The organism is Thiomonas sp. (genome assembly GCF_034007205.1).
Classification (GTDB): Bacteria; Pseudomonadota; Gammaproteobacteria; order Burkholderiales; family Burkholderiaceae_C; genus Thiomonas.
Window position 1 is genome coordinate 106,895 of the sequence record NZ_JAVERI010000005.1, and the last position, 22,697, is coordinate 129,591.

22 protein-coding genes and 1 pseudogene are annotated in these 22,697 nt (G+C 64.5%); 13 read left to right on the forward strand and 10 right to left on the reverse strand.

The features are described from left to right. Positions 1-40: 40 nt before the first annotated feature. The 3 genes and pseudogenes from RBR52_RS05855 to RBR52_RS05865 all read right to left on the reverse strand — a co-directional run. Positions 41-583, reverse strand: a pseudogene (locus tag RBR52_RS05855) (aminotransferase class I/II-fold pyridoxal phosphate-dependent enzyme); the annotation flags it as partial. Between the two features lie 59 nt (positions 584-642). Then, complete coding sequence (argG, locus tag RBR52_RS05860; RefSeq protein ID WP_320376261.1) at positions 643-1,983, reverse strand: argininosuccinate synthase; 1,341 nt, start codon at positions 1,981-1,983, stop codon at positions 643-645. 16 nt (positions 1,984-1,999) lie between these two features. Next, complete coding sequence (locus RBR52_RS05865) at positions 2,000-2,326, reverse strand: pyrimidine/purine nucleoside phosphorylase (RefSeq protein ID WP_320376262.1); 327 nt, start codon at positions 2,324-2,326, stop codon at positions 2,000-2,002. A 48-nt stretch (positions 2,327-2,374) separates the two neighbouring features. On the opposite strand from RBR52_RS05865, the gene pip reads away from it, so the two are divergent. Next, positions 2,375-3,325 (forward strand): prolyl aminopeptidase, encoded by a 951-nt coding sequence (gene pip, locus RBR52_RS05870; RefSeq protein ID WP_320376263.1) that lies wholly within the window; start codon positions 2,375-2,377, stop codon positions 3,323-3,325. Between the two features lie 18 nt (positions 3,326-3,343). On the opposite strand, the gene metK is transcribed toward pip, so the two are convergent. Then, positions 3,344-4,537, reverse strand: a complete 1,194-nt coding sequence (gene metK, locus RBR52_RS05875; RefSeq protein WP_320376264.1) for a methionine adenosyltransferase — start codon at positions 4,535-4,537, stop codon at positions 3,344-3,346. A 217-nt stretch (positions 4,538-4,754) separates the two neighbouring features. Between metK and RBR52_RS05880 the strand changes: the two genes are divergently transcribed. Genes RBR52_RS05880 through RBR52_RS05910 form a run of 7 tightly spaced genes read left to right on the forward strand, consistent with a single transcriptional unit; the run spans position 4,755 to position 11,415 of the window. Continuing rightward, positions 4,755-5,630 carry a lysophospholipid acyltransferase family protein gene (locus RBR52_RS05880; protein ID WP_320376265.1) on the forward strand — a complete coding sequence of 292 codons (876 nt, stop codon included), beginning with the start codon at positions 4,755-4,757 and terminating at the stop codon, positions 5,628-5,630. Further along, a complete protein-coding gene (locus RBR52_RS05885; RefSeq protein ID WP_320376266.1) occupies positions 5,627-6,532 on the forward strand; it encodes a lipid A biosynthesis acyltransferase in 906 nt (301 codons plus the stop codon). The genes RBR52_RS05880 and RBR52_RS05885 overlap by 4 nt, the downstream gene beginning before the upstream one ends. A 9-nt stretch (positions 6,533-6,541) precedes the next feature. Beyond that, a complete protein-coding gene (gene dapF, locus RBR52_RS05890; protein ID WP_320376267.1) occupies positions 6,542-7,405 on the forward strand; it encodes a diaminopimelate epimerase in 864 nt (287 codons plus the stop codon). 14 nt (positions 7,406-7,419) lie between these two features. After that, a complete protein-coding gene (locus RBR52_RS05895) occupies positions 7,420-8,091 on the forward strand; it encodes a DUF484 family protein (protein WP_320376268.1) in 672 nt (223 codons plus the stop codon). Positions 8,092-8,118: 27 nt separating this feature from the next. Beyond that, a complete protein-coding gene (locus RBR52_RS05900; protein ID WP_320376269.1) occupies positions 8,119-9,117 on the forward strand; it encodes a tyrosine recombinase XerC in 999 nt (332 codons plus the stop codon). A 14-nt stretch (positions 9,118-9,131) separates the two neighbouring features. Further along, positions 9,132-10,313 (forward strand): class I SAM-dependent rRNA methyltransferase, encoded by a 1,182-nt coding sequence (locus RBR52_RS05905; protein ID WP_320376270.1) that lies wholly within the window; start codon positions 9,132-9,134, stop codon positions 10,311-10,313. Between the two features lie 55 nt (positions 10,314-10,368). Continuing rightward, positions 10,369-11,415, forward strand: a complete 1,047-nt coding sequence (locus RBR52_RS05910) for a GTP-binding protein (protein WP_320376271.1) — start codon at positions 10,369-10,371, stop codon at positions 11,413-11,415. 408 nt (positions 11,416-11,823) lie between these two features. Here the strand turns inward: RBR52_RS05910 and RBR52_RS05915 are convergent, their stop codons facing one another. Further along, positions 11,824-12,150: a hypothetical protein gene (locus RBR52_RS05915; RefSeq protein ID WP_320376272.1), complete on the reverse strand. Its 327-nt coding sequence runs from the start codon at positions 12,148-12,150 to the stop codon at positions 11,824-11,826. On the opposite strand from RBR52_RS05915, the gene dksA reads away from it, so the two are divergent. The 4 genes from dksA (at position 12,134) to hslU (ending at position 16,580) form a co-directional block, all read left to right on the forward strand. Next, positions 12,134-12,622 (forward strand): RNA polymerase-binding protein DksA, encoded by a 489-nt coding sequence (dksA, locus tag RBR52_RS05920; protein WP_320376273.1) that lies wholly within the window; start codon positions 12,134-12,136, stop codon positions 12,620-12,622. The genes RBR52_RS05915 and dksA overlap by 17 nt on opposite strands. 80 nt (positions 12,623-12,702) lie before the next feature. After that, entirely contained in the window at positions 12,703-14,646 is a 1,944-nt protein-coding gene (locus tag RBR52_RS05925; protein WP_320376274.1) for an STAS domain-containing protein, read from the forward strand. A gap of 72 nt (positions 14,647-14,718) precedes the next feature. After that, on the forward strand, positions 14,719-15,261 hold the full coding sequence (gene hslV / locus RBR52_RS05930; RefSeq protein WP_320376275.1) for an ATP-dependent protease subunit HslV: 543 nt from the start codon (positions 14,719-14,721) through the stop codon (positions 15,259-15,261). Positions 15,262-15,278: 17 nt separating this feature from the next. After that, positions 15,279-16,580 carry an ATP-dependent protease ATPase subunit HslU gene (hslU, locus tag RBR52_RS05935; protein WP_320376331.1) on the forward strand — a complete coding sequence of 434 codons (1,302 nt, stop codon included), beginning with the start codon at positions 15,279-15,281 and terminating at the stop codon, positions 16,578-16,580. Here hslU and RBR52_RS05940 read toward each other — a convergent pair. From RBR52_RS05940 to uraH, 5 genes are all read right to left on the reverse strand, one after another. Further along, complete coding sequence (locus RBR52_RS05940) at positions 16,568-17,344, reverse strand: type III pantothenate kinase (protein ID WP_320376276.1); 777 nt, start codon at positions 17,342-17,344, stop codon at positions 16,568-16,570. The genes hslU and RBR52_RS05940 overlap by 13 nt on opposite strands. Before the next feature lie 82 nt (positions 17,345-17,426). Then, a complete protein-coding gene (locus tag RBR52_RS05945; RefSeq protein WP_320376277.1) occupies positions 17,427-18,875 on the reverse strand; it encodes a nucleobase:cation symporter-2 family protein in 1,449 nt (482 codons plus the stop codon). Between the two features lie 47 nt (positions 18,876-18,922). After that, complete coding sequence (locus tag RBR52_RS05950; protein WP_320376278.1) at positions 18,923-20,128, reverse strand: urate hydroxylase PuuD; 1,206 nt, start codon at positions 20,126-20,128, stop codon at positions 18,923-18,925. A gap of 129 nt (positions 20,129-20,257) precedes the next feature. Continuing rightward, on the reverse strand, positions 20,258-21,322 hold the full coding sequence (locus RBR52_RS05955) for a porin (RefSeq protein WP_320376279.1): 1,065 nt from the start codon (positions 21,320-21,322) through the stop codon (positions 20,258-20,260). Between the two features lie 54 nt (positions 21,323-21,376). Further along, complete coding sequence (gene uraH, locus RBR52_RS05960; RefSeq protein ID WP_320376280.1) at positions 21,377-21,730, reverse strand: hydroxyisourate hydrolase; 354 nt, start codon at positions 21,728-21,730, stop codon at positions 21,377-21,379. Positions 21,731-21,904: 174 nt separating this feature from the next. On the opposite strand from uraH, the gene RBR52_RS05965 reads away from it, so the two are divergent. Then, entirely contained in the window at positions 21,905-22,678 is a 774-nt protein-coding gene (locus RBR52_RS05965) for a GntR family transcriptional regulator (RefSeq protein WP_413818295.1), read from the forward strand. Positions 22,679-22,697 lie beyond the last annotated feature (19 nt).

Sequence of the window (22,697 nt, forward strand, 5' to 3'; positions counted from 1 at the left end):
AGACTGACGGCGTGGCCCCGTCAGGTTTACTGACTCTTCTTTACTGCATCACCGCCGCAATAGACTTGGCGACGTAGTCGACATTGTGCAGATTGATCGCGGCCACGCAGATGCGGCCGGTGGAGACGCCGTACACGCCGAATTCGGTGCGCAGCCGCTCCATCTGCGCGGCGGAAAGGCCGGAGTAGCTGAACATGCCTTTCTGTCGGGTAATAAAGGACAGGTCGCCCTTCACGCCGGCGGTGGCGAGTTTTTCGACCAGGGTGCTGCGCATGGCGCGGATGCGTTCGCGCATGCCGGCTAGCTCTTGCTCCCATTGCGCGCGCAACTCGGGCGATGACAGCACGGTGGCAACGATCTGCGCGCCGTGGGTGGGTGGGTTGGAGTAGTTGCTGCGGATGACGCGCTTGAGTTGCGACACTACGCGCCCGGCTTCTTCCTTGCTTTCGCACACCACGCTCAGGGCGCCCACGCGTTCGCCGTAGAGCGAGAAGCTCTTGGAGAAGGAGGTGGCGACGAAAAAGTCGAGCCCAGCGGCGAGGAATTGCTGGATGACCGCGCCGTCTTCGGCAATGCCTTCGCCGTGAAACAATGGGGTCAGGTCTAGCATTGATGCAATCCCATGCCTCATGCACCCCGCACTCAATCCCCCTTCTCCCCCTCCAACCGCAACATACTCGCCCCCTCCCCCAGCGAAATCAGCCCAGTCCTGGCGTAGATGCCCAGCTTGGCGCGGGTGTCGGTGATGTCGAGGTTGCGCATCGTGAGCTGGCCGATGCGGTCGGCGGGGCTGAAGGGGGCGTCTTCCACCTTTTCCATGCTCAGGCGCTCGGGCGCGTAGGTGAGGTTGGGGCTTGCGGTGTCGAGGATTGAATAGTCGTTGCCGCGGCGCAGTTCCAGCGTGACTTCGCCGGTGATGGCGCGGGCCACCCAGCGCTGGGCGGTTTCGCGCAGCATCATCGCCTGCGGGTCGAACCAGCGGCCCTGGTAGAGCAGGCGGCCGAGCTTGAGGCCGTTGATACGGTACTGCTCGATGGTGTCTTCGTTGTGGATGCCGGTGACCAGGCGCTCGTAGGCGATGTGCAGCAGCGCCATGCCGGGGGCCTCGTAGATGCCGCGGCTTTTGGCTTCGATGATGCGGTTTTCGATCTGGTCGCTCATGCCCAGGCCGTGGCGACCGCCGATTTCATTGGCCTTGAGGAACAGGTCCACCGGCGAATCGAAGCTCTGGCCGTTGAGCGCGACGGGCCGGCCTTCCTCGAAGCGGATGGTCACTTCTTCGGCCTTCACTTGCACTTCCGGTTTCCAGAACGCCACGCCCATGATGGGGTTGACGATGCGGATGCCGCTGCTCAGGTGTTCGAGGTCTTTCGCTTCGTGGGTGGCACCGAGCATATTGCTGTCGGTGCTGTAGGCCTTTTCGACCGACATCTTGTAGTCGAAGCCGTTGGCAATGAGGAACTCGCTCATTTCCTTGCGGCCACCGAGTTCGTCGATGAAGGTCTGGTCGAGCCAGGGCTTGTAGATTTTGAGCGCCGGGTTGGTCAGCAGGCCGTAGCGGTAGAAGCGCTCGATGTCGTTGCCCTTGAAGGTGCTGCCGTCGCCCCAGATGTGGACGTCGTCTTCCTTCATGGCGGCCACCAGCATGGTGCCGGTGACGGCGCGACCCAGCGGGGTGGTGTTGAAGTAGGTGATGCCGCCGGTGCTGATGTGAAAGGCATTGCACTGGATGGCGGCGATGCCCTCAAGCGCGAGTTGCACACGGCAGTCGATCAGACGGGCTTTCTCGGCGCCGAAGCTCATGGCCTTGCGCGGAATGTCGTCGTAGTCGCTCTCGTCGGGCTGGCCGAGGTTGGCGGTGTAGGCGTAGGGCTGGGCGCCTTTTTTCTTCATCCACAGCAGGGCGGCGGAGGTGTCCAGGCCGCCGGAGAAGGCGATGCCGACTTTTTGCCCGGTGGGCAGGTTCTGCAGGATGGTGGCCATAAGCGGTGCTCCCCGATCAGCCGAAGTGGCAGATGTAGTGGTAGGCGGTTTCGCCTGCGGCGACGCGGATGTCGAATGCGGTGTTGCCGGGAACGCTGAACCGTTCGCCCACGCCGGACTTCACCCAGACGTCGCTGCCCGGCAGTTTGTATTCGCAGGCCCCTGCCACGCATTCCATGATTTCGGGCGCGCCGGTGTTGAAGGTCAGGGTGGCGGGCAGGATCACGCCGACTGAGGCCTTGCGGCCATCGGCCAGGGTGATGCCATGGCTGACGCACTTGCCATCGAAATAGACATTGGCCTTGGGGTTGACGGATGCGCCGTCGATCTGGGGGGTGCTCATGGGGAGGTCCGGGCAGGGGAAAAAGAGAGCCGCTATTCTGCCATTCCCATGAACTTACGCACTTATTATCCGCCCCTCGAACCCTTCAAAACTGGCCTGCTCGACACCGGCGAAGGTCACCAGATTTACTGGGAACTCTGCGGCAATCCGCAGGGCCAGCCTGCCGTCTTTCTACATGGCGGCCCCGGCGCGGGCTGCGCGCTGGAGCACCGCCGCCTGTTCGATCCGCAGCGCTATTGCGTGCTGCTGTTCGACCAGCGCGGCTGCGGGCGATCGACCCCGCACGCCTCGCTGGAGCACAACACCACCTGGCATCTGGTGGCCGACATCGAACGGCTGCGCACCCTGCTGGGGGTGGATCGCTGGCTGGTGCTCGGCGGCTCCTGGGGCAGCACCCTGGCGCTGGCCTATGCGCAAACGCACACCGCGCGGGTGTCGGCGCTGGTCCTGCGCGGCATCTTCACCCTGCGGCGTGCGGAACTGCTGTGGTTCTATCAGGAAGGCGCTTCCTGGCTGTTTCCCGATCTGTGGGAAGGGTTTGTGGCGCCCATTCCCGAAGCCGAGCGCGGCGATCTGATCGGCGCCTATCGCCGGCGGCTGACGGGCGCCGACCCCGAGGAACAACTGGTCTGCGCCCGCGCCTGGAGCGTGTGGGAAGGGCAGACCCTGCGCCTGCTGCCCGACGCGAGCAGTGCCGAAAAGCATGCGCAGGATGCGTTCTCACTCGCCTTCGCGCGCATCGAGAACCATTACTTCGTGCACCAGGGCTGGATGGACGAAGGCCAGCTCATCCGCGATGCGCACAAGCTGGCCGACATACCCGGTGTGATCGTGCAGGGCCGCTACGACGTGTGTACGCCGATGCGCACCGCCTGGGATCTGCACCGCGCCTGGCCGCAGGCCGATTTCCAGCTCGTGCCCGACGCCGGGCACGCCTACAACGAGCCGGGCATTCTGTCGCGGCTGATCGAGGCGACGGACCGCTTCGCCGGCGGTTGACGTCGCCAAACCACCCTTTTACGCCGTCGCCACGGCTCGCAGCTCGCCCAGACCGGCATCGTCGCGCAGCCTGGCGGCTTTGTCGGTGGACTCCCAACTGAACTCGGGCTCGTCGCGGCCGAAGTGGCCGTAGGCGGCGGTCTTGGCGTAGATGGGGCGACGCAGATCGAGCATGTCGATGATGCCGCGCGGACGCAGATCGAAGTGACGGCGCACCAGTTGTTCGAGCCTGGCATCGTCGATCACCCCGGTGCCCTGCGTGGTCACCATGATGCTGGTGGGCTGGGCCACGCCGATGGCGTAGGAAATCTGCACCAGGCACTTCCTGGCCAGCCCGGCGGCGACGATGTTCTTGGCGACATAGCGCGCGGCATACGCGGCCGAGCGGTCGACCTTGGTCGGGTCTTTGCCGCTGAAAGCGCCGCCGCCGTGTGGCGCCGCGCCGCCATAGGTGTCGACGATGATCTTGCGCCCGGTCAGGCCGCAATCGCCCTGCGGGCCGCCGACGACGAAGCGGCCGGTCGGGTTGATGAGGTATTTCACCTCGCCGCGCATGAACACCGGCGGCAGCACGGGCTTGATGATGTGCTCGATCACCGCCTCGCGCAGATCGGCCATGTCGATGTCGGGCGCATGCTGGGTGGACAGCACCACGGTGTCGATGGCGACGGGATAGCCGTTTTCGTAGCGGAAGGTGATCTGGCTCTTGGCATCCGGGCGCAGCCAGGGCAGGCGGCCGTCGCGGCGCAACTGGCTCTGGCGCTCGACCAGACGGTGCGCGTAATAGATCGGCGCGGGCATCAGCTCGGGGGTTTCGTCGCAGGCGTAGCCGAACATCAGCCCCTGGTCGCCCGCGCCCTGATCGAGTGCGTCGTCGTGCGCCTTGTTCACGCCCTGGGCGATGTCGGGGCTTTGCTTGTCGTAGGCCACGAGCACGGCACAGCTCTTGTGATCGATGCCGAAATCGGCGTCGTCGTAGCCGATGCGCTTGAGCGTATCGCGCGCCACCTGGATGTAATCGACCACGGCATGGGTGGTGATTTCACCCGCGAGCACGATCAGGCCGGTGTTGGCCAGCGTTTCGGCGGCGACGCGCGAAGCGGGGTCTTGCGCCAGATTGGCGTCGAGGATGGCATCTGAGATCTGATCGGCCACCTTGTCGGGATGGCCTTCGGAGACGGATTCGGAGGTGAACAGGAAGGTGTTTGCCACGGCGGACCTTTCAAACGGTGAGGGATCGACGCCACCGTTTGGGTCTCGCACGGCGACGCTTTAGCGGACTGCCCAGCAGCCGCCCCGAAGGTCGGCCGCCCCTGCCACCCCGCAAGTTGTCATTAACTCGGTGGCAGTGTCACGCATTCTATGCCTGCGCGTCCGCTGCGGCGCTTCGTAACATGGCACCCTTTGAACTTCAGGGAAATGCACCATCGTGCTGCTGCGCATCTTCCGCTGGCTGTCTGTCTTGCCCCTGGGTTTGCTCCAGGCGCTGGGGGCGGCGCTCGGCCTGCTGGTCTATGCCGCGTCGGGCGTCTACCGCCAGCGTCTGCGCGCCCACCTGCAACAGGCGGGCTATGCGCCGCGGCAACTGGCGCTCAAGGCCGCCGCGCAGGCCGGGCGCATGGTCGGCGAGCTGCCCGTGGTCTGGTTCCGCCGCGGCGCGGCGGCGCCCGTGCACCAGGTACAGGTGATCGGCAAGGAGCATGTCGATGCCGTGCGCGCCCAGGGCCTGGGCGTGCTCTACCTCACGCCGCACCTGGGATGTTTTGAAATCTCGGCGCAGGTCGCCGCGCTCTGGGGGCCGATCACGGTGATGTTCCGCCCGCCGCGCAAGGCCGTGCTGCTGCCGCTGGCGCTGGCTTCGCGCCAGCGCCACAACCTGGCCACCGCCCCGGCCAATCTCGCCGGGGTGCGGCAGTTGCTGCGTGCCCTGCGCGCGGGTGAGGCCGTCGGCCTGCTGCCCGATCAGGCGCCCGGCAGCGGCGAAGGCGTGTGGGCCGACTTTTTCGGTCGCCCGGCCTACACCATGACCCTGCCCTCGCGTCTGGTGCAACTGGGCAAGGCCCGCATCATTCTGGCCTCGGCGCTGCGCCAGCCGGGCGGTCGCGGCTACACCCTCACGCTCGAACCCTTTCCCGAAGCCCTGGATGCCGATCCGCAGCGCGCGGCCACGCAGATCAACCGCGCGCTGGAAGGTCTGATCCGGCGCTGCCCGGAACAATATCTCTGGGCCTACAACCGCTACAAAGTCCCCTCTGGCGCAGCGCAGCCCCCGGCGCCGAACAGCGCCGAGGAGCCCGCGCCATGAAGTCGCTGTCCGCGCGACTGAGCATCGCCCTCGTCTGGCTGCTGCATCTGCTGCCCTACCCCGTGCTCGCCGCGCTGGGCACTGCGGTGGGCTGGCTGCTGTGGCCGCTGGCGGGATCGCGCCAGCGCATCACCCTGCGCAACCTGGAACTCTGTTTTCCCGAATGGACGGCGGCGCAGCGGCACGCGGTGGCACGTCGGCATTTCGTCTATGTCGCACGAGCGTTTCTCGAACGCGGCGTGCTCTGGTATGCCAGCCCGAGGCGCTTGCGACGCCTGCTGCACCTCGAAGGTCCGGTGCAGGAGGCTTTGGACGGCAGCCGCAACACCCTGCTGCTGGGCTTTCACTTCGAGGGGCTCGATGCCGGATGGACGGCGCTCAGCCTGGTGGCGCCGCGCCCGGTTTCGGGCATGTACACCCCGCAGAAGAACAAGGTGCTCGACGACTGGGTGGTGGCGCGGCGCAGTCGCTTTCACACCGCCGCCATCGTCTCGCGGCGAGTCGGCGCGGCGGGCATGTTGCGGCAACTCAAGGCCGGGGTGCCGTTCTACACCCTGCCCGATATGGATTTCGGCCCGCGCAGTTCGCGCTTCATCGACTTTTTCGGCCTGCCCGCCGCGACGCTGGATGTCGCTCCGCGGCTGGCGGCTTCGGCCGACGCCCGGGTCTACGCGGTGGTCACCCGCATCCTGCCCGGCGCGCGCGGCTACGCCATCACCGTGCATCCCGCCTGGGCCGACTTCCCCGCGCTGGACGCTCGTGGCAAGCCCGCCGACATCGACGCCGACCTGCGCCGCATGAATCGCTTCATCGAAGAGCAGGTGCGCACCATGCCCGCGCAATACCATTGGGTGCACAAGCGCTTCAAGACCCGGCCCGAAGACCAGCCCTCGGTGTATTGACCCAGACCCATGCAACTCGCGTTCACCAAAATGCACGGCGCCGGCAACGACTTCGTCGTCCTCGACGCCACGCACGCCCCGCTGCAACTCAGCCCGGCGCAGTTGCGCCTGCTGGCCGACCGGCACCTGGGCGTGGGCGCAGACCAGATTCTGGTGGTCGAAGCCGCGCCCTCGCCCGAGGTCGACTTCCGCTATCGCATTTTCAACGCCGACGGCGGCGAGGTGGAGCAATGCGGCAACGGCGCGCGCTGCTTCGTCGCCTATGTGCACGGCAAGGGTCTGACCTCCAAGCGCCGCATCCGGGTACAGACGCTCGCAGGCCTCATCGAGCCCGAGTTGCAGAGTGATGGTCGCGTCACCGTGGACATGGGCGCGCCGGTGTTCGATCTGCCCAAGGTGCCGTTCGACGCCACCGGCCTTTCGCCCAAGCCTGTGGACGCCTGGGAACAATGGCCGCTGGATTTTGGCGGCACAACCCATTGGATCAGCGTGCTGTCGATGGGCAATCCGCATGCGGTGCAGCGGGTAGACGATGTCGACGCCGCCCCCGTCTTGCGCGACGGCCCGCTGATCGAACATCACCCGCGCTTTCCCAAGCGGGTCAACGCCGGTTTCATGCAGATCGCAGATGCCCGGCACATCCGCCTGCGGGTGTGGGAGCGCGGCGCGGGCGAAACCCTGGCCTGCGGCACCGGCGCCTGCGCCGCCGTGGTGGCGGGTCTGCGCCACGGCTGGCTGCAAGGCCCGGTCGATGTGCAAACCCGCGGCGGCCTGCTGACCATCGCCTGGGCGGGGCTCGGTCAGTCCGTCCACATGACCGGCCCGGCCGCCTTTGTTTTCGACGGCGTGATCGACCTGCCCGATCTGCCCTGATTCTGGAGAACCTGATGGAACTGAGCGAACACGATCTGGCGACCTACCTGGCCGCCAACCCCGAATTCTTCGAGCGCCACGCCGAGCTGCTCACCATGGTGCAATTGCACAGTCCGCACGGCAACCGCGCCGTGTCGCTGCAGGAGCGGCAGATGGAGATGCTGCGCGACAAGATGCGCACGCTGGAGCATCGCCTCGCCGCGATGATGCGCAACGCGGTGGACAACGAAACCCTGGCGGGCAAGCTGCTGCTTTGGGCGCGCGATTGTCTGCTGGCGCAGCAGGGCGCCCCGGCGCAATTGCCGCAAACGCTGCAGGACACCCTCAAGGCCGCCTTCGATCTGCCCATGACCGCGCTCAAGCTCTGGCCGGTGCGCGAGGAGTTCGCCGCGTTGGAATTCGCCACCGGGGTGAGCGAGGACGCCAGGACCTTCGCCGCCAGTCTGTCCGCCCCCTTCGTCGGCCCCAACCCCGGCTTCGAGGCCGCGCACTGGCTGCCGGATGCGCAGATGGCGCAATCGCTCGCGCTCATCCCGCTGCAGAACCCGCACACCAGCCTATGCATGGGGCTGCTGGTGCTGGCCTCGCCCGACACCCAGCGCTTCACCGCCGATATGGGCACCGATTTCCTCACCCTCATCGGCCAGTTGGCCAGCGCCGCGCTGGTGAGCCTGCTGGCGTGCTGAAAATCGTCGCGCAATTCCCGCCACCGCATGGCCGCGTCCGGTTCATCCCAGCCCGACAAGCCGTCCTTGCGCCAGCTTGCGGCGGACTATCTCGTTCACGCGCAAACCGAGCGCCGCCTGGCAGACGGCACGCTGGTCAACTACCGGCGCGATCTCGATGACCTGCTGCAGCGCGCCGAAGCGCTGGGCGCCGCACCGATCGAATCGCTGCACATCCGCCGCTGGGCCGCACAACTGCATGCGGGCGGCATGAGCCCGCGCGCCATTGCCGCGCGGCTGTCGGCGTGGCGCAGCTTTTTCCGCTGGATGGGTCGGCTGGGCCATGTGGCCGCCAACCCGGTGCAGGACGTGCGCGCCCCCAAGGCGGCCAGACCGCTGCCCAAGGCCTTGTCGGTCGATCAGGCTGTCGCGCTGGCCGCTTACGTCCCGCAAGAGTCCACGAGATCATCGCGTCCGCACCAGGCCGAACCCTTCGCCACCCGCAGCGCGCGCGCGCATGCCATCGCCGAACTGCTGTATTCCTGCGGCCTGCGCGTGTCCGAGCTCACCGGGCTGGACGTGCGCGCCAGCCAGACCGCCCGCGGCTGGATCGACTGGGACGCCGCCGAGGCCACCGTCACCGGCAAGGGCAACAAGCGACGCAGCGTGCCGATCGGCCGGCCCGCGCTGCTGGCGCTGCAGCACTGGCTCGTCCTCAGAACCTCGCTGCTGCGCGAAGGCGCCGACGCCGACGCCCAAGCCGCCCTGTTTCTGGGCGCACGCGGCGGCCGCATCACGCCGCAGCGGGTCTGGCTGGAACTGCGCGAGCACGCCCGCGCCGCTGGGCTGGACGCGCGCGTGCATCCGCACATGCTGCGCCACTCCTTCGCCTCGCATGTGCTGCAGTCCAGCGGCGATTTGCGCGCGGTACAGGAATTGCTGGGACATTCCAGCATCGCCACCACGCAGGTCTATACCCGCCTGGACTTCCAGCATCTGGCCAAGGTCTACGACGCAGCCCACCCGCGGGCGCGCAAAAAGCCCTGAGCCGTCTTCCTTCCATGAAAACCATCCGCCTGCACCCTGGCAAGGAGCGCTCACTGCTGCGTCGCCATCCTTGGGTATTTGCCAGCTCGATCGCCAAAGGAGCAGCAGACAGCGGAGAAACCGTCCGCGTGGAATCGCACGACGGCCAGTTTCTGGCCTGGGCGACGTTCAGCCCCGCTTCGCAGATCCGGCTGCGGGTCTGGAGCTTCGAGGCCAAACAACGCATCGATGCCAGCTTTTTCACCGAGCAACTGCGCGCTGCCATCGAGCGCCGGCAGTCGCTGGGGCTCGACCTCGGCGCCTGCCGGCTGGTACACGGCGAGAGCGATGGTCTGCCCGGCTGCATCGTCGATCGCTATGACGACATCGTGGTGCTGCAGGCGGGCAGCGCGGGCATCGAGCGCTGGAAATCGGTGATCGCGGACGGCTTGCAGAGCCTCATGCCCGGCACACGGATCTACGAACGTTCTGACGCCGCGCTGCGTGAGCGCGAGGGCCTGCCCGCGTCCTGCGGCTGGCTGCGCGGCGGCGGAGCCACTCAGGTCGAGATCGTCGAGAACGGCCTGCGCTTGCAGGTCGACGTCGCCACCGGCCACAAGACCGGCTTTTATCTCGACCAGCGCGACGCCCGCGCCCGCTTCGCCAAACAGGTGCGCATGCAAGGTCTGCAGCGCGTGTTCAACGGCTTTTGCTACACCGGCGGCTTCTCGCTGGCCGCGCTGGCCGGCGGGGCGCAACAGGTCGTCTCGGTGGATTCCTCCGCACCCGCGCTGGCGCTGGCCGCTGAGCATGTCGCGCTCAACGGCTTCGATCCGGCTCGGGCGAGTTTCATCGACGCCGACGTCAACGCCACGCTGCGCCGCCTGCGCGACGAGGGCGCGCAGTTCGACGCCATCGTGCTCGATCCGCCCAAATTCGCCGCCAGCCCGCAACAGGTCGAACGCGCCGCACGCGCCTACAAGGACATCAATCGCCTGGCGTTCCACCTGCTGCCGCCCGGCGGCTGGCTGTTCACCTTTTCGTGTTCGGGCGGTGTCAGCGCCGAGCTGTTCCAGAAAATCGTCGCGGGCGCCGCGCTCGACGCGGGAGCGGACGCCCAGATCGTCGCCCGCACCGGCGCCGGCCTCGACCACCCCTTGAGCCTGCACTTCCCCGAAGGCGAGTACCTCAAGGGGCTGCTGCTGCGCAAGGCTTGACATCGGCGCGACAGCCCCAAAATACTTTTATTGATCGATCACAAGGATTCCCTCTATGGCCGCCCTCATCCCCGCCACCATCCTCACCGGCTTTCTCGGCAGCGGCAAGACCACGCTGCTCAAGCGCGTGCTGCACGAAGCGCATGGCTCGAAGATCGCCGTGATCGAGAACGAGTTCGGCGAAGAGAACATCGACAGCGACATCCTGGTGCAGGAAGCGGGCGAGCAGATCGTGCAGATGTCCAACGGTTGCATCTGCTGCACCATCCGCGACGATCTGCGCGCCACCCTGGCCGATCTGGCCGCCAGGCGACGCAAGGGCGAACTGTCGTTCGACCGCGTGGTCATCGAGACCACCGGCGTGGCCGATCCGGGGCCGGTGGCACAGACTTTTTTCATGGACGACGAGGTCGCCAGCCAGTACATGCTCGACGCCATCCTCACCCTGATCGATGCCAAGCATGCCGACGGCCAGCTCGACAGCCGGCAGGAAGCACGCCGCCAGGTGGGTTTTGCCGACCAGATTTTCATCAGCAAGGCCGATCTGGTCGGCGCCGACGAACTCGCCGCCCTGCAGCATCGGCTCGCCCACATGAATCCGCGCGCCAGGCAAAGCGTGGTGCATTTCGGCGAGGTGCCGCTGTCGCAGGTGCTCGACCTCAAGGGTTTCAACCTCAACGCCAAGCTCGACATCGACCCCGATTTCCTCAAGGCCGACGATCATGACCACGACCATGAGCACGACCATCACGATCATGCGCACGGCGAGCACTGCAACCATCCGCACCATCACCACCACGATGACGACGTGAAATCCTTCGTCTACCGCGCCGACAAACCCTTCGATCCGGCCAGGCTCGAAGACTTCCTCGGCGCCATCGTGCAGGTCTACGGCCCGCGCATGCTGCGCTACAAGGGGGTGCTGAACATGCAGGGCATCGACCGCAAGGTCGTGTTCCAGGGCGTGCACCAGCTCATGGGCAGCGATCTGGCCGCCCCCTGGAATCCGCAGGAACAGCGGCAGAGCAAGATGGTGTTCATCGGCATCGACCTGCCGCGCGACATTCTCGAAAAAGGACTGGAGCAATGCCTGGTTGCATGACGCATTTGCCTTGCCATCCGAAATGAATAGAATCGATTGGTTTTGGCAGCGGCCTGCCCGCCTGAAGCCGCAGGCTGCGATCCACACGGTGCGGCAAAGGCTGACGCCGATCACCGCCCCGATCGACGCCTTGAGCACGATCAAAAGCGGCAGCAAGTTTGAGCAGCAGGCCCTGTGCGGAAGAACCCCAGGAGCCTGTCGGACTTGAAGAATCGAAGCGAATTTGCAGCCGGTGCAGCCGGTTTCCTTCAAGTCCGACAGGCTCCCAGGGTGGGTCGGCACGCTCAATCAGCGCCCGGTCAGCGCACGACGATTTCTCTGTGTCCGTGCCGAGCAACGCAGCAAATCAGGCAGCGATGGGCTGCCGGATGAAAAGTTCGGGAGAAAATTCGTGGTCAAGCCGACTCATCAAGCGGTCGCCGCTCCAGGCAGGGGCAAGCCTGCGGCAGCAGACAAAAACCCCGCAGTCAAACAGGTCGCAGCCAGGAGCAAGGCTGAACCGACGGCTGCGGCCGCACCCTCTGCGCCTGCCAAGTCGTCCGCAAAGACCGAGACGGCGCAAAATCCGCCTGTCGCCTCGGCCGCAACGGCAAAAAAAATCACATCCTCGCCGGCGCTTCGGCGATCCTCCTCTTCCGGCGTGAGTAAACTCCACGCCTCGAAACCCTTATCGGCGGCCATGGGGTCGCCGGAACCCATCCGACTCGACAGAAGTTCCATGAGCAGCACCACCATCGAACCCACTCCCAGAAAGACCGACCCCAAGCAGGCCAATGCCTGGAAGAACAAACCGGTGTCGGAGCTGACCGAGCAAGACCTGCTGGCCATGCCCGACAGCGAGTACATGAACGACGTTCAGCGCGAATACTTCAAGCGTCTGCTCAGCACCATGCGCGACGACCTGATCAAGAGCGCGGGCGAAACCACCGAGCATCTGCGCGAAGACACGCTGCTGGTACCCGATCCAGCCGATCGCGCCACCATCGAAGAAGAGCATGCGCTCGAACTGCGTACCCGCGACCGTGAACGCAAGCTGCTGAAAAAGATCGAACTGGCGCTTGCACGCATCGAAAGCGGCGAGTATGGCTGGTGCGAAGAGACGGGCGAGCCCATCGGCATCGGCCGCCTGCTGGCGCGACCGACGGCCACCCTGTCGCTCGAAGCGCAGCAGCGGCGTGAGATCAAGCAGAAAATGTTCAACGATTGAACGCGGGCCAGCCCCATTCGGTCAGCCCCCATTCGGTCAGCCCATCCACTCGGCAGACAACCTTTCCAGGTCACTCAGGCATGAGCAGTTCGGGTTCAGGCGGTTTCTGGAAGCGGGTGGGTTCTTTCGTCAAGAACCCGACCCGCGACTGGTCGCTCACCGACGAACAGGCCCTGCAAGAGCATGAGAACCTCGCGCGGGTCAAGGCCAGGGAGGATCAGAAGCGTCAGGACGATTTCATCCGCAAGCGCGAGCTCGATGGCCTGCGCAAGCTGCGCAGGCGAGAGGCCACCGATCTGGGCATGGATGACAGCCTGCAGACCAATATCCCCGAGCTCACGTCGCAGCCCGCTCCGGTACACGACAGGGGCGAGACCCTGCGCAAGATCAACGAAATCGAGAAATCGATGGCCGGCGAACACGCCCCGCCCTCGTCGCGCACACGCAGCGCGGTCACGCGGCCATCCCCACACGGCGTCAATGTCCCCACCAAGACCCAGCCGCCGCTGAGCTCGCTTCCCCCCCTGACCGCAGGGACGCCGACACCGACGACCTCCGGCAGCGCCCTGCACTGGAAAGTGGACACGGCCTACGCCGACACCACCTTGATCGGCAAGCCGGGACTCGCTGCAGCAGCCTCCGGCCCGGCCAGCGGCATCCCCACGCAGTCCGCACCGACGACCTCGCCGGGCGAATCCGCACCCGCTGCACCTCTTGCGCAGCCGCCCGGCTACGCCCCGACCGTTCCTTTCGTCCCCGGCGCTGCTGCGTCCTCTCCCGGCGCGCAAGCGTCTGCCGCTGCCCGCTTTGACGAACAGCCCACACTCGCGGCCGCCACCCGGCTCAGCGACGATGCCCTGGCCTTGCGAACATCCGCGCCCTCCGGCGACAGTTGGCTGCGATCGAGCAACGATTTCATGCCCAGCGCGTTCTTTGCCGTGGAAGTGCACGAGGCCTTGAGTTCCAACCCGCTGTTCGATCAGGCCGTGATGGATTTCGCCAACGGCGATGATGCCGCCGCCGAGTCCGCCTTGCGTGACGCCATTTCCAACTCGCAGGACCTGGGAGCGGAAAAGGAACTCTGGCTGGCACTGTTCGATCTGTTCCGCGCATCGGGGCAGATCGACAAGTTCGAAGCGCTGGTGGTGGATTTCGTCAGTCGTTTCCAGACCTCGGCGCCCATGACCGACGAAGGTCTTCCCGCGTCTCCCGCTTCGGCTTCGCCGGCCCCGGGCGGCTTCAAGCCCTCGCTGGTGTTTTCGCCCTCGATCGATGCCGCGCAGGCCGATCGCCTGCGCAAGATGCTGCTCAATGCGCCGGCGGCCATCGATCTGAATTTCGATGCGGTACGCGCCATCGCACCCGCCGCGCTGCCGACGCTGGTCGAAGCGTTGAAAAAGCTCAACCAGACGACCTGCACGGTCACGCTGCATGGTGTGCAGTCGCTGATGTCGCTCTGCCAGGCGCAGGCTCCGGCGATGCAGCGCGATGCCGATCCGCTGTGGTGGGCCTTGCGCCTGGAATTGCTGCGTCTGCTCAACCAGCAGAACGATTTCGACGCCATCGCGCTCGACTACTGCGTGACTTACGAAATCTCGCCTCCCGCCTGGGAGTCCAGTCGCGCCCATTTGGAGACGGCCGGCGGCGATGCCCCGCCCGAACCCGCGGCAGCTCCCGCCACGACCTCCGCGTTCCACAACTCCGGCCTGAACCCGCATTCGATTCTCAGCAGCGGCGGATCGCGTTCGGCGCAACTGCAACTCAGCGGCGAGATTCTCGGCAGCTCCGGCACCTTCCTGGACCCCTTGGAACGGGCGGCAAAAGACCACGAACAGTTGAGCATTTCGCTGCGCCAGTTGCGTCGCATCGATTTTTCCAGCGCCGGGGCGCTGCTCAACTGGGCCATGATGCAGCACGAGCGCGGCAAGACCCTGCAGTTCACCGGCGTGCACCGGCTGATCGCGGGCCTGTTCAGCATCCTCGGCCTGCACGAACACGCCCTGATCCAACTGCGCCGGGATTGATGACCGCGCGGCAAGCCGGCAAGCCCTCTCCCGCGCCTCTTGATCGATTTGCACCCATCCCCGAATCCCTCCATGGATCAATATCACGGCACCACCATTCTCAGCGTGCGCCGCGGCGCGACCGTGGCCCTGGGCGGCGACGGGCAGGTGACGCTGGGCAACATCGTCGTCAAGTCCACCGCGCGCAAGGTACGCAGGCTGTACAACGGCGGGATTCTGGCGGGCTTTGCCGGCGGCACGGCCGATGCCTTCACGCTGTTCGAGCGCTTCGAGGCCAAGCTGGAAAAGCATCAAGGCCAATTGTTGCGCAGCGCCGTCGAGCTGGCCAAGGACTGGCGCACCGACCGCATGCTGCGGCGCCTGGAGGCCATGCTCTCGGTGGCGGATGCCGAGCATTCGCTCATCATCACCGGCAACGGCGATGTGCTGGAGCCCGAGTTCGGCATCGTCGCCATCGGCTCGGGTGGCGCGTATGCGCAAGCAGCCGCCCGCGCCTTGCTGGAGCACACCGAGCTGAGCCCGCGCGAGATCGTCGCGCAGTCTCTGCGCATCGCGGGCGACATCTGCATCTACACCAACCAATCGCACACCATCGAAACGCTGGGTGAACAGTGAGTCCGAAGCCCATGAACATGACCCCCCGCGAAATCGTCTCCGAGCTCGACCGCTTCGTCATCGGCCAGACCAAGGCCAAGCAGGCGGTGGCCATCGCGCTGCGCAACCGCTGGCGCCGGCAGCAGGTCGCCGAGCCGCTGCGCCACGAAATCACGCCGAAGAACATTCTGATGATCGGCCCCACCGGCGTGGGCAAAACGGAGATTGCGCGCCGCCTGGCCAAGCTGGCCGACGCACCGTTCATCAAGGTCGAGGCGACCAAGTTCACCGAAGTGGGCTATGTCGGCCGCGATGTCGACACCATCATCCGCGATCTGATGGAGGCCGCCGTGAAACTGGCGCGCGAGAGTGCCATGCGCCAGCAGCGCACCCGCGCCGAAGACCGCGCGGAAGACCGCATCCTCGACGCCCTGCTGCCCGGCGTGAGCGACGCCCGGGAAACCGGTGGCACCCGCCAGATCCTGCGCAAGCGCCTGCGCGAAGGCCAGCTCGATGACAAGGAAATCGAGATCGACGTCGCCGTACACCCGGCCAGCATCGACATCATGGGCCCGCCCGGCATGGAGGACATGACCGAGCAGATCCGTTCCATGTTCGCCAATATGGGCCAGACGCGCAGCAAGACGCGCAAGGTTACCGTGCGCGAAGCGCAGAAGCTGCTGATCGACGAAGAGGCCGCCAAGCTGGTCAACGAGGATGAGATCAAGGCCGGCGCGCTGCGCGCGGTGGAGCAGAACGGCATCGTGTTCCTCGACGAGATCGACAAGGTGGCTTCGCGCAGCGACACGCAGGGCGCGGATGTGTCGCGCCAGGGCGTGCAGCGCGATCTGCTGCCGCTGGTGGAAGGCACGACCGTGAGCACCAAGTACGGCATGGTGCGCACCGACCATATCCTGTTCATCGCCAGCGGCGCGTTTCACGTCGCCAAGCCTTCCGACCTGATTCCCGAACTGCAGGGGCGCTTTCCCATCCGGGTGGAACTGGAGTCGCTCTCGGTCGCCGATTTCGAGGCCATCCTCACCAGCACCGATGCCAGTCTGACCAAGCAGTACGCCGCGCTGCTCGCCACCGATGGCGTGCGGCTGGAGTTCACCGCCGATGGCATCCGCCGCATGGCCGAAGTGGCGTTTCAGGTGAACGAGAAGACCGAGAACATCGGCGCACGACGGCTGCATACGGTCATGGAGCGGCTGCTCGAAGAGGTGTCCTTCCACGCCGACGGCTCGCAACACACGACCGTGCAGATCGATGCCGCGATGGTGAATTCCCGCCTGGGCGACATCGCCCGCGACGAAGACCTGTCACGCTACGTGCTCTGATGCCGCTGTGTGTGTGGGCGCGGCTGCTGCGCGGCGATGCACAGCAGCCCTTCGAACACCAGGTGCTCGACATGCTGATGCGGCAAGCCCAGCGCATCGCGCAGCTTGGGCGCGGCGCCGCCGGTCAGCAGCACGACCACCTCGCCCGGCTCGCGGGCCTGCAAACGCGCGTGCATCTGCCGCGCCGCGCCCGCAATGGCCAGTGCTCCGCCCGTCATCAACGCATCGCTGGTATTGGTGGGAAACTCGACAATGTCGCCTTCCGGCACGCGCAGACCGGCAGTGCCCATCTCCAGCGCCTTGAGCATCAACCCGAATCCGGGCAGGATGATGCCGCCGATGAACACCCCATCCCGGCTGAGGCAATCCACCGTGACGGCGGTTCCCACGCTGATGACCATCGCCGCGCGGTCGGGCACGCGCTGGCGCGCCCCGAGTTGCGCGGCCCAGCGATCCGCCCCCAGCAGCGACGGCACGGCATAGCTGTTGCGCACACCGCATTGTTCGGCCTGCGCGGCAATCCAGCGGCAGCGCAGCCCGAGCGCAGCGAGTTCGGCGCACACCCGCGCCGTGACCACGGCTCCGGCAACAGCGCATCCAATGACGCGCTCAGCGCGAGGTTGCGTCGCCAGTATGCGACCGAGTTGGTCGGCTTCTTCCAGCAGCATCGCCCCGCCGGCCAGCAACTCCGCGTTGCGCTGCGAGCGCGCATAGATTCCCCATTTCAGCCGGGTATTGCCCACGTCAAGAACGAGAAGATGCATCCGGGTAGCGCGTCAGGAATTGTGGTCTTCTAAACCATAGCAGAGCAAACCCGCGAATCTGCCGTCAGGGCTGCGCGGGCCATCAGCGCAATTTGGCCCCATCTTCCGCCGCGTGTTCGCGATCCAGAAGGCTCTTGGCATCCGGTTTGCCGAAGCCGTTGAAGTACGCATTGAGCAAAAAAGCCACCACGGCGGTGAGCAGAATGCCGCTGTGCAGCATGGGCGCGAGGACTTCGGGGAAGTGGATGAAAAATTGCGGCGCCACCAGAGGAATCATGCCAAAGCCGATGCCCAGGGCGACGATGAGCAGATTGTTGCGATTGTTCTTGTAATCGACCTCGCTGAGGATGCGGATGCCCGTGGCCGCCACCATGCCGAACATGGCGATGCCCGTGCCGCCTAGCACTGGCTGGGGAATGGCCGCCACCAGCGCGCCCAGTTTGGGCATCAGCCCGAGCAGCAGCATGATGACGCCGCCAGTCACCGTCACCCAGCGGCTGCGCACGCCGGTCATGCCCACCAGGCCGATGTTCTGCGAAAACGAGGTGGTGGGAAAGGTGTTGAACATGCCCGCCAGAATGGTGCCCAAGGCATCGACCCGCAGGCCACGCCCCAGCTCTGCGCGACCCACTTTGCGCCCAACAATGTCGCCCAGCGCGAAAAACATGCCGGCTGACTCGACGAACACCACCAGTTCCACCACGCACAGCGTCACGATCGGGCCAATGGCGAATTGCGGCGCGCCAAACTGAAACGGCATCACCAGATGAAATGCATCGGCCTTGGCGACCTGGTCGAAATGCATCAGCCCCAACAGGGCTGCCACCACACTGCCGAGCACAAGGCCAATCAGCACCGAAATGTTTTTCAGGAAGTTGCGTCCGAATTTGCTGATGAACAGAATGACCACCAGCACGAACAGGGCGATGCCCAGGTTTTCCATCGAGGCATAGGCGGGATTCGGCATCAGACTTCCCGCAGGCACACCTGGCGCCGGGTTGGGAATCATGGGCTTGAGCCACGCCCCGCCAACAGCCCACTGAATGCCGACCTGCATGAGCGAAATGCCGATGATGGTGATCACCGAACCGGTGACCACGGGCGGAAACATGCCCATCAAACGGCAAGCAAAAGGCACGATCAGCAGCCCGAACACCCCGGCGGCAATGATGGCGCCGAAGATGTCTTGCAGCCCCATGCCGGGCGTAGTCGCAATGGCAATCATCGGCGTGACCGAAGCGAAGGTCATGCCCATCATCACCGGCATGCGAATGCCGAACCAGGGCGTGAGCCCGAGCGACTGAATGATGCTGGTCACCCCGCAGATGAACAGATCGGCAGTGATCAACAAGGCGATCTGCTCCACCGGCAGCTTCAGCGCCGAGCCGATGATCAGGGGCACTGCCACGGCGCCCGCGTACATCACCAGCACATGCTGGATGCCCAAGGCCACCAGCTTGCCAGCGGACAGCACTTCATCAACCGAATGCGGTGCGCTTTCAGCAGCCGCAGGTGCGAGCGTTTGGGCCATGATCGTCTCCTTTTCTGTTGGCATCACGATAACCGGGCGTTGGCAGTTCAGGGCTTGGCGCCGCCTTTGATCCATTGCCCGATTTCGGCGCGTTCTAGATCAGTCATCTGCGTAGCGTTGTTCAGCGGCATGGCCTTGAGCACCACCACTTGCTGATAAATCGCCTGCGCATGGCTAACGATGCCTGGGGCCGAATCCAGACGAACGCCTTTGCTGGCCGCCGCTCCCGAGTGGCAGAGCAGACAGCGCTCCTGCACGATGTGCTGCACTTGGGCGAAGGTCACCGGCTTCGCATTCGACAGCACAGGTTGCGGTTTCGGCGCCAATGCTACCGCCACAGCCAGAATGAGCCCCGCCCCGATGATCCAGTATTGCCACTTCCACGCGCCTTTGTGTTTGAGCACGAAGAACTGGCGGATGAGCGCGCCGGCGAGCATCATCAGCACCAGCACCAGCCAGTTGTTCGGCGCGTCATACACGAAGCTGTAATGGTTGGACAGCATGGCGAACAGCACCGGCAGGGTGAAGTAAGTGTTGTGCACGCTGCGTTGTTTGCCGCGCTTGCCGTCCATCGGGTCGGGCGTCTGCCCAGCGCGCATGGCCGCCACCACCCGGCGTTGACCCGGAATGATCCAGAAGAACACATTGGCGCTCATCGAGGAGCCGAGCATGGCGCCGATGATGAGAAACGCCGCCCGACCCGCAAACAGATGACAGGCCAGCCAGGATGCGAGCACCACATACACCGTAACCAGAATGCCCACGATCAGATCGCCATTTTTGCCTTGGCCGAACACGCGGCAGATGCCGTCATAAACCAACCATCCGACGACCAGAAAGCCCAGCATGGCCGCCACCGCATACCCTGGCGAAGTCCAGGCGAACACCCGCGGATCGACGATGAAAATACCGGCGTGATAGAAGTACAGCACGCACAGCAAGGCGAAGCCCGACAGCCAGGTGGAATAACTCTCCCAATAGAACCAGTGCAGATGCTGCGGCAAGTTCTTGGGCGCGACCATGTATTTCTGCGGGTTGTAGAAGCCCCCTCCATGCACCGCCCACAGCTCCCCATCCACGCCCTTGGCTTTCAGCTCCGGGTCGGTAGGTCTTTCCAGGCTGTTGTCGAGCCAGACAAAGTAGAAAGAAGAGCCGATCCAGGCAATGGCTGTGATCACATGCAGCCAGCGCAGCAATAAATCGGCCCAGTTCATGCCGTAGGGCAGGATGGTGGTCATCAAGTCGCTCATCATGACATCTCCTGAAAGGTCATATGAAGTCGACTTTCGCCACGGCAGGCTCTGCGAAAGTCTTCAAGGTCGCGTGCCAAAAGACGCAATGCTTTTGGCGTGTTGGTTGGCTGCTGCGACGATGGATTGATTTCAAAAATTCATGCTGACGCCCAAGGCGATGCCAGTGGAAGCAGCACCCGAACCGTTTGCGGCCGTGGGTGCGTCGTTGTTGCCGAAGGCATCGACTTCGTTCACAAAGTCGTAATAATCCGTCGCTCGGGCGTACATTGCATACAGTGAGGTACGTTTGGACAAGGCGTAGAGCACGCCGAGATTCACCATGCGGGTATTCGGCCGCGACACAGTTTTGTCGCTCTGCACTGCGAATTCACCAATAAAGGTCGCAGCGCCGTAGGGCACGCTTGCAGTCAAAGCGTAGGCGTTCAGGTTGGGATTGCCGCTGCTGGGATCTGGCCTGTTACGGGCTGCATAAACGCCAATTCGAATCATCTTGAAGTCGTAGGCGGCAGCCAGCATGGTGTGCTTGAGGGCGGTGACGTTATTCGGGCCTTTCTGATTCTCATAGTCCAGGCCGATAAACAATGGCCCCTGCGCATAGCCCAGATGCAGGTTGTATGCGCCTGTGGTGCTGGCTATGCCGATGCCATCGCCAAATTGGTACATGGCAGCGGCGTTGAAACCTTTGAAGCTCGGTGAGTAATAGGCAATCGCCTGGCTGTACCAGACGGGCTCACCGATGGTTGCGACATTGGTATTGCCAAACGGGCTCAGGCTGTCGCTGTGCAAGGGGTCGATGACGTAGAAGTCGCCATTGCTAAGCGTAAACATACGACCCATTTGGAACCTGCCAAAACTGCCTTTCAGTCCCACAATGCTGGTACGGCCCATAAAACCCGGGCCGCAGTATTGCGCGTTGGCAGTGCTGGCCCCAGGCGCGGCACCATTGGCGCAGAACGAAGTTTCGGCCTGAAAGAACACCGAAGTACCGCCACCCAAATCTTCCTGGCCTTTGAGCCCCACGACGCTTGGGTTGAGAATGCCATTGCCTAGCTTGTTGACACTACCCGCACCGTTACTGAAGTGCTCAACACCCAGATCAACGGTCCCATAGAGTTGAACACTGGATTGAGCATGGGCCGCCGCGCTTAGACCCGAGCCCAGAATAAGGGCCATGATCGCGAGTTGTTTGTTCATTGCTTGTCCTTTGAACTTTGCGAAAATGAAACAGCAAACAGCCGATTGTGTTGTCTAGCTGCCGCGGTAAGTCGAATAACTCCAGGGGGAAACCAGCAAGGGCACGTGATAGTGCTGCTGCGCATCGGCCACACCGAACTCCAGAGAAATCTGATCGAGGAAAGGCGGGCTCGACTGCGCCACACCCAGCTCCCTGAAGTAAGCGCCGATCTGGAACACCAGCCGGTATCTTCCTGGCCGCAGGTCGCCGCCCTGCAGCAGCGGCGCATCGCAGCGCCCGTCGGCGTTGGTCTGCACGGAACGCAGCAGCACCCAATCCGCGCCCTGTTCGGCGTACAGATCGATATGCACGGCTGCGGCGGGCAGTCCATGCGCGGTGTCGAGAATGTGTGTAGTCAGGGCGCCCATCGTGGTCTTCGGTCAGAAATAATCTACGGATTTGACCTAGAATTTTTGCATACAATCAAAATTTAAATTGTATGCTGTTGTGTGTCAAACGGAACTGCGAGAATTGCAATATTGCGCCGAATGCCCCATTCGGCCGTCTTCTGGACGAAGCAAACACTGTGCCGGAAATCCATCGTGAAGAGTGAACCCGTGAATGCGCGCCGCAAACCCGCTGTGAAGGCACAGGCACCAGCAGGCAAGGCAGTAAGCGCTGTCGCCGCTGCCGAGAACCCGGTCAGCGATTCGACGCAGACCATCGTCGCTGCCATCACCGCGGCCATCATCGAACATCGTCTGGCGCCCGGCGCCAAGCTCACCGAGCAGAAGATCGCGACGATCTACGGCGTGTCGCGCACCATCGTGCGGCAGGCGCTGTTTCAGCTTGCGCGCGATCATCTGGTCACGCTCGAACCCGCACGCGGCGCCTTCGTCTCGCAGCCCTCGGTGCAAGAGGCGAAGCAGGTGTTCGCGGTGCGCCGCATGCTCGAACAGCATCTGGTCGAGGCGTTTTGCCAGCAGGCCACGCCGAGCGATTTCCGTGCCCTGCGCGCCCATCTCAAACAGGAGCAGGCCGTGGTCGGCCGGGTGGATGTGACGGGCCGCACGCGGCTGCTGGGCGATTTCCATGTGCTGATGGCCCAGCGCATCGGCAATCAGGTGCTGGCGCAGATTCTGTCGGAGCTGATCTCGCGCTGCGCCCTCATCACGCTGATGTATCAATCGTCGCGCGCGGCGCAGCATTCGTCGGACGAACACGTCGCCATCCTCAAGGCTCTGGAAGCGCGGGACGTCGCCAAAGCCAAGCAATTGATGGAGGCCCACTTGCTGGCCACCGAAAGCAGCCTGCTGTATCACCCGAGAACCACCAGCGCCGACCTCGCCCAGGCGCTGGGCAGCCACGCGGATTGAGCACAGGCCCAAGTACGTC

Bases quoted from the DNA above. Each gene is read 5' to 3' on its own strand.
- pip (WP_320376263.1), top strand. From the start codon at position 2,375: ATGAACTTACGCACTTATTATCCGCCCCTCGAACCCTTCAAAACTGGC.
- hslV (WP_320376275.1), top strand. From the start codon at position 14,719: ATGGATCAATATCACGGCACCACCATTCTCAGCGTGCGCCGCGGCGCG.
- dapF (WP_320376267.1), top strand. From the start codon at position 6,542: ATGCAACTCGCGTTCACCAAAATGCACGGCGCCGGCAACGACTTCGTC.
- RBR52_RS05885 (WP_320376266.1), top strand. From the start codon at position 5,627: ATGAAGTCGCTGTCCGCGCGACTGAGCATCGCCCTCGTCTGGCTGCTG.
- RBR52_RS05940 (WP_320376276.1), bottom strand. From the start codon at position 17,344: ATGCATCTTCTCGTTCTTGACGTGGGCAATACCCGGCTGAAATGGGGA.
- hslU (WP_320376331.1), top strand. From the start codon at position 15,279: ATGACCCCCCGCGAAATCGTCTCCGAGCTCGACCGCTTCGTCATCGGC.
- RBR52_RS05900 (WP_320376269.1), top strand. From the start codon at position 8,119: ATGGCCGCGTCCGGTTCATCCCAGCCCGACAAGCCGTCCTTGCGCCAG.
- RBR52_RS05945 (WP_320376277.1), bottom strand. From the start codon at position 18,875: ATGGCCCAAACGCTCGCACCTGCGGCTGCTGAAAGCGCACCGCATTCG.
- RBR52_RS05910 (WP_320376271.1), top strand. From the start codon at position 10,369: ATGGCCGCCCTCATCCCCGCCACCATCCTCACCGGCTTTCTCGGCAGC.
- dksA (WP_320376273.1), top strand. From the start codon at position 12,134: ATGAGCAGCACCACCATCGAACCCACTCCCAGAAAGACCGACCCCAAG.
- argG (WP_320376261.1), bottom strand. From the start codon at position 1,983: ATGGCCACCATCCTGCAGAACCTGCCCACCGGGCAAAAAGTCGGCATC.
- RBR52_RS05955 (WP_320376279.1), bottom strand. From the start codon at position 21,322: ATGAACAAACAACTCGCGATCATGGCCCTTATTCTGGGCTCGGGTCTA.
- RBR52_RS05950 (WP_320376278.1), bottom strand. From the start codon at position 20,128: ATGATGAGCGACTTGATGACCACCATCCTGCCCTACGGCATGAACTGG.
- uraH (WP_320376280.1), bottom strand. From the start codon at position 21,730: ATGGGCGCCCTGACTACACACATTCTCGACACCGCGCATGGACTGCCC.
- RBR52_RS05925 (WP_320376274.1), top strand. From the start codon at position 12,703: ATGAGCAGTTCGGGTTCAGGCGGTTTCTGGAAGCGGGTGGGTTCTTTC.
- RBR52_RS05865 (WP_320376262.1), bottom strand. From the start codon at position 2,326: ATGAGCACCCCCCAGATCGACGGCGCATCCGTCAACCCCAAGGCCAAT.
- RBR52_RS05895 (WP_320376268.1), top strand. From the start codon at position 7,420: ATGGAACTGAGCGAACACGATCTGGCGACCTACCTGGCCGCCAACCCC.
- RBR52_RS05915 (WP_320376272.1), bottom strand. From the start codon at position 12,150: ATGGTGGTGCTGCTCATGGAACTTCTGTCGAGTCGGATGGGTTCCGGC.
- RBR52_RS05905 (WP_320376270.1), top strand. From the start codon at position 9,132: ATGAAAACCATCCGCCTGCACCCTGGCAAGGAGCGCTCACTGCTGCGT.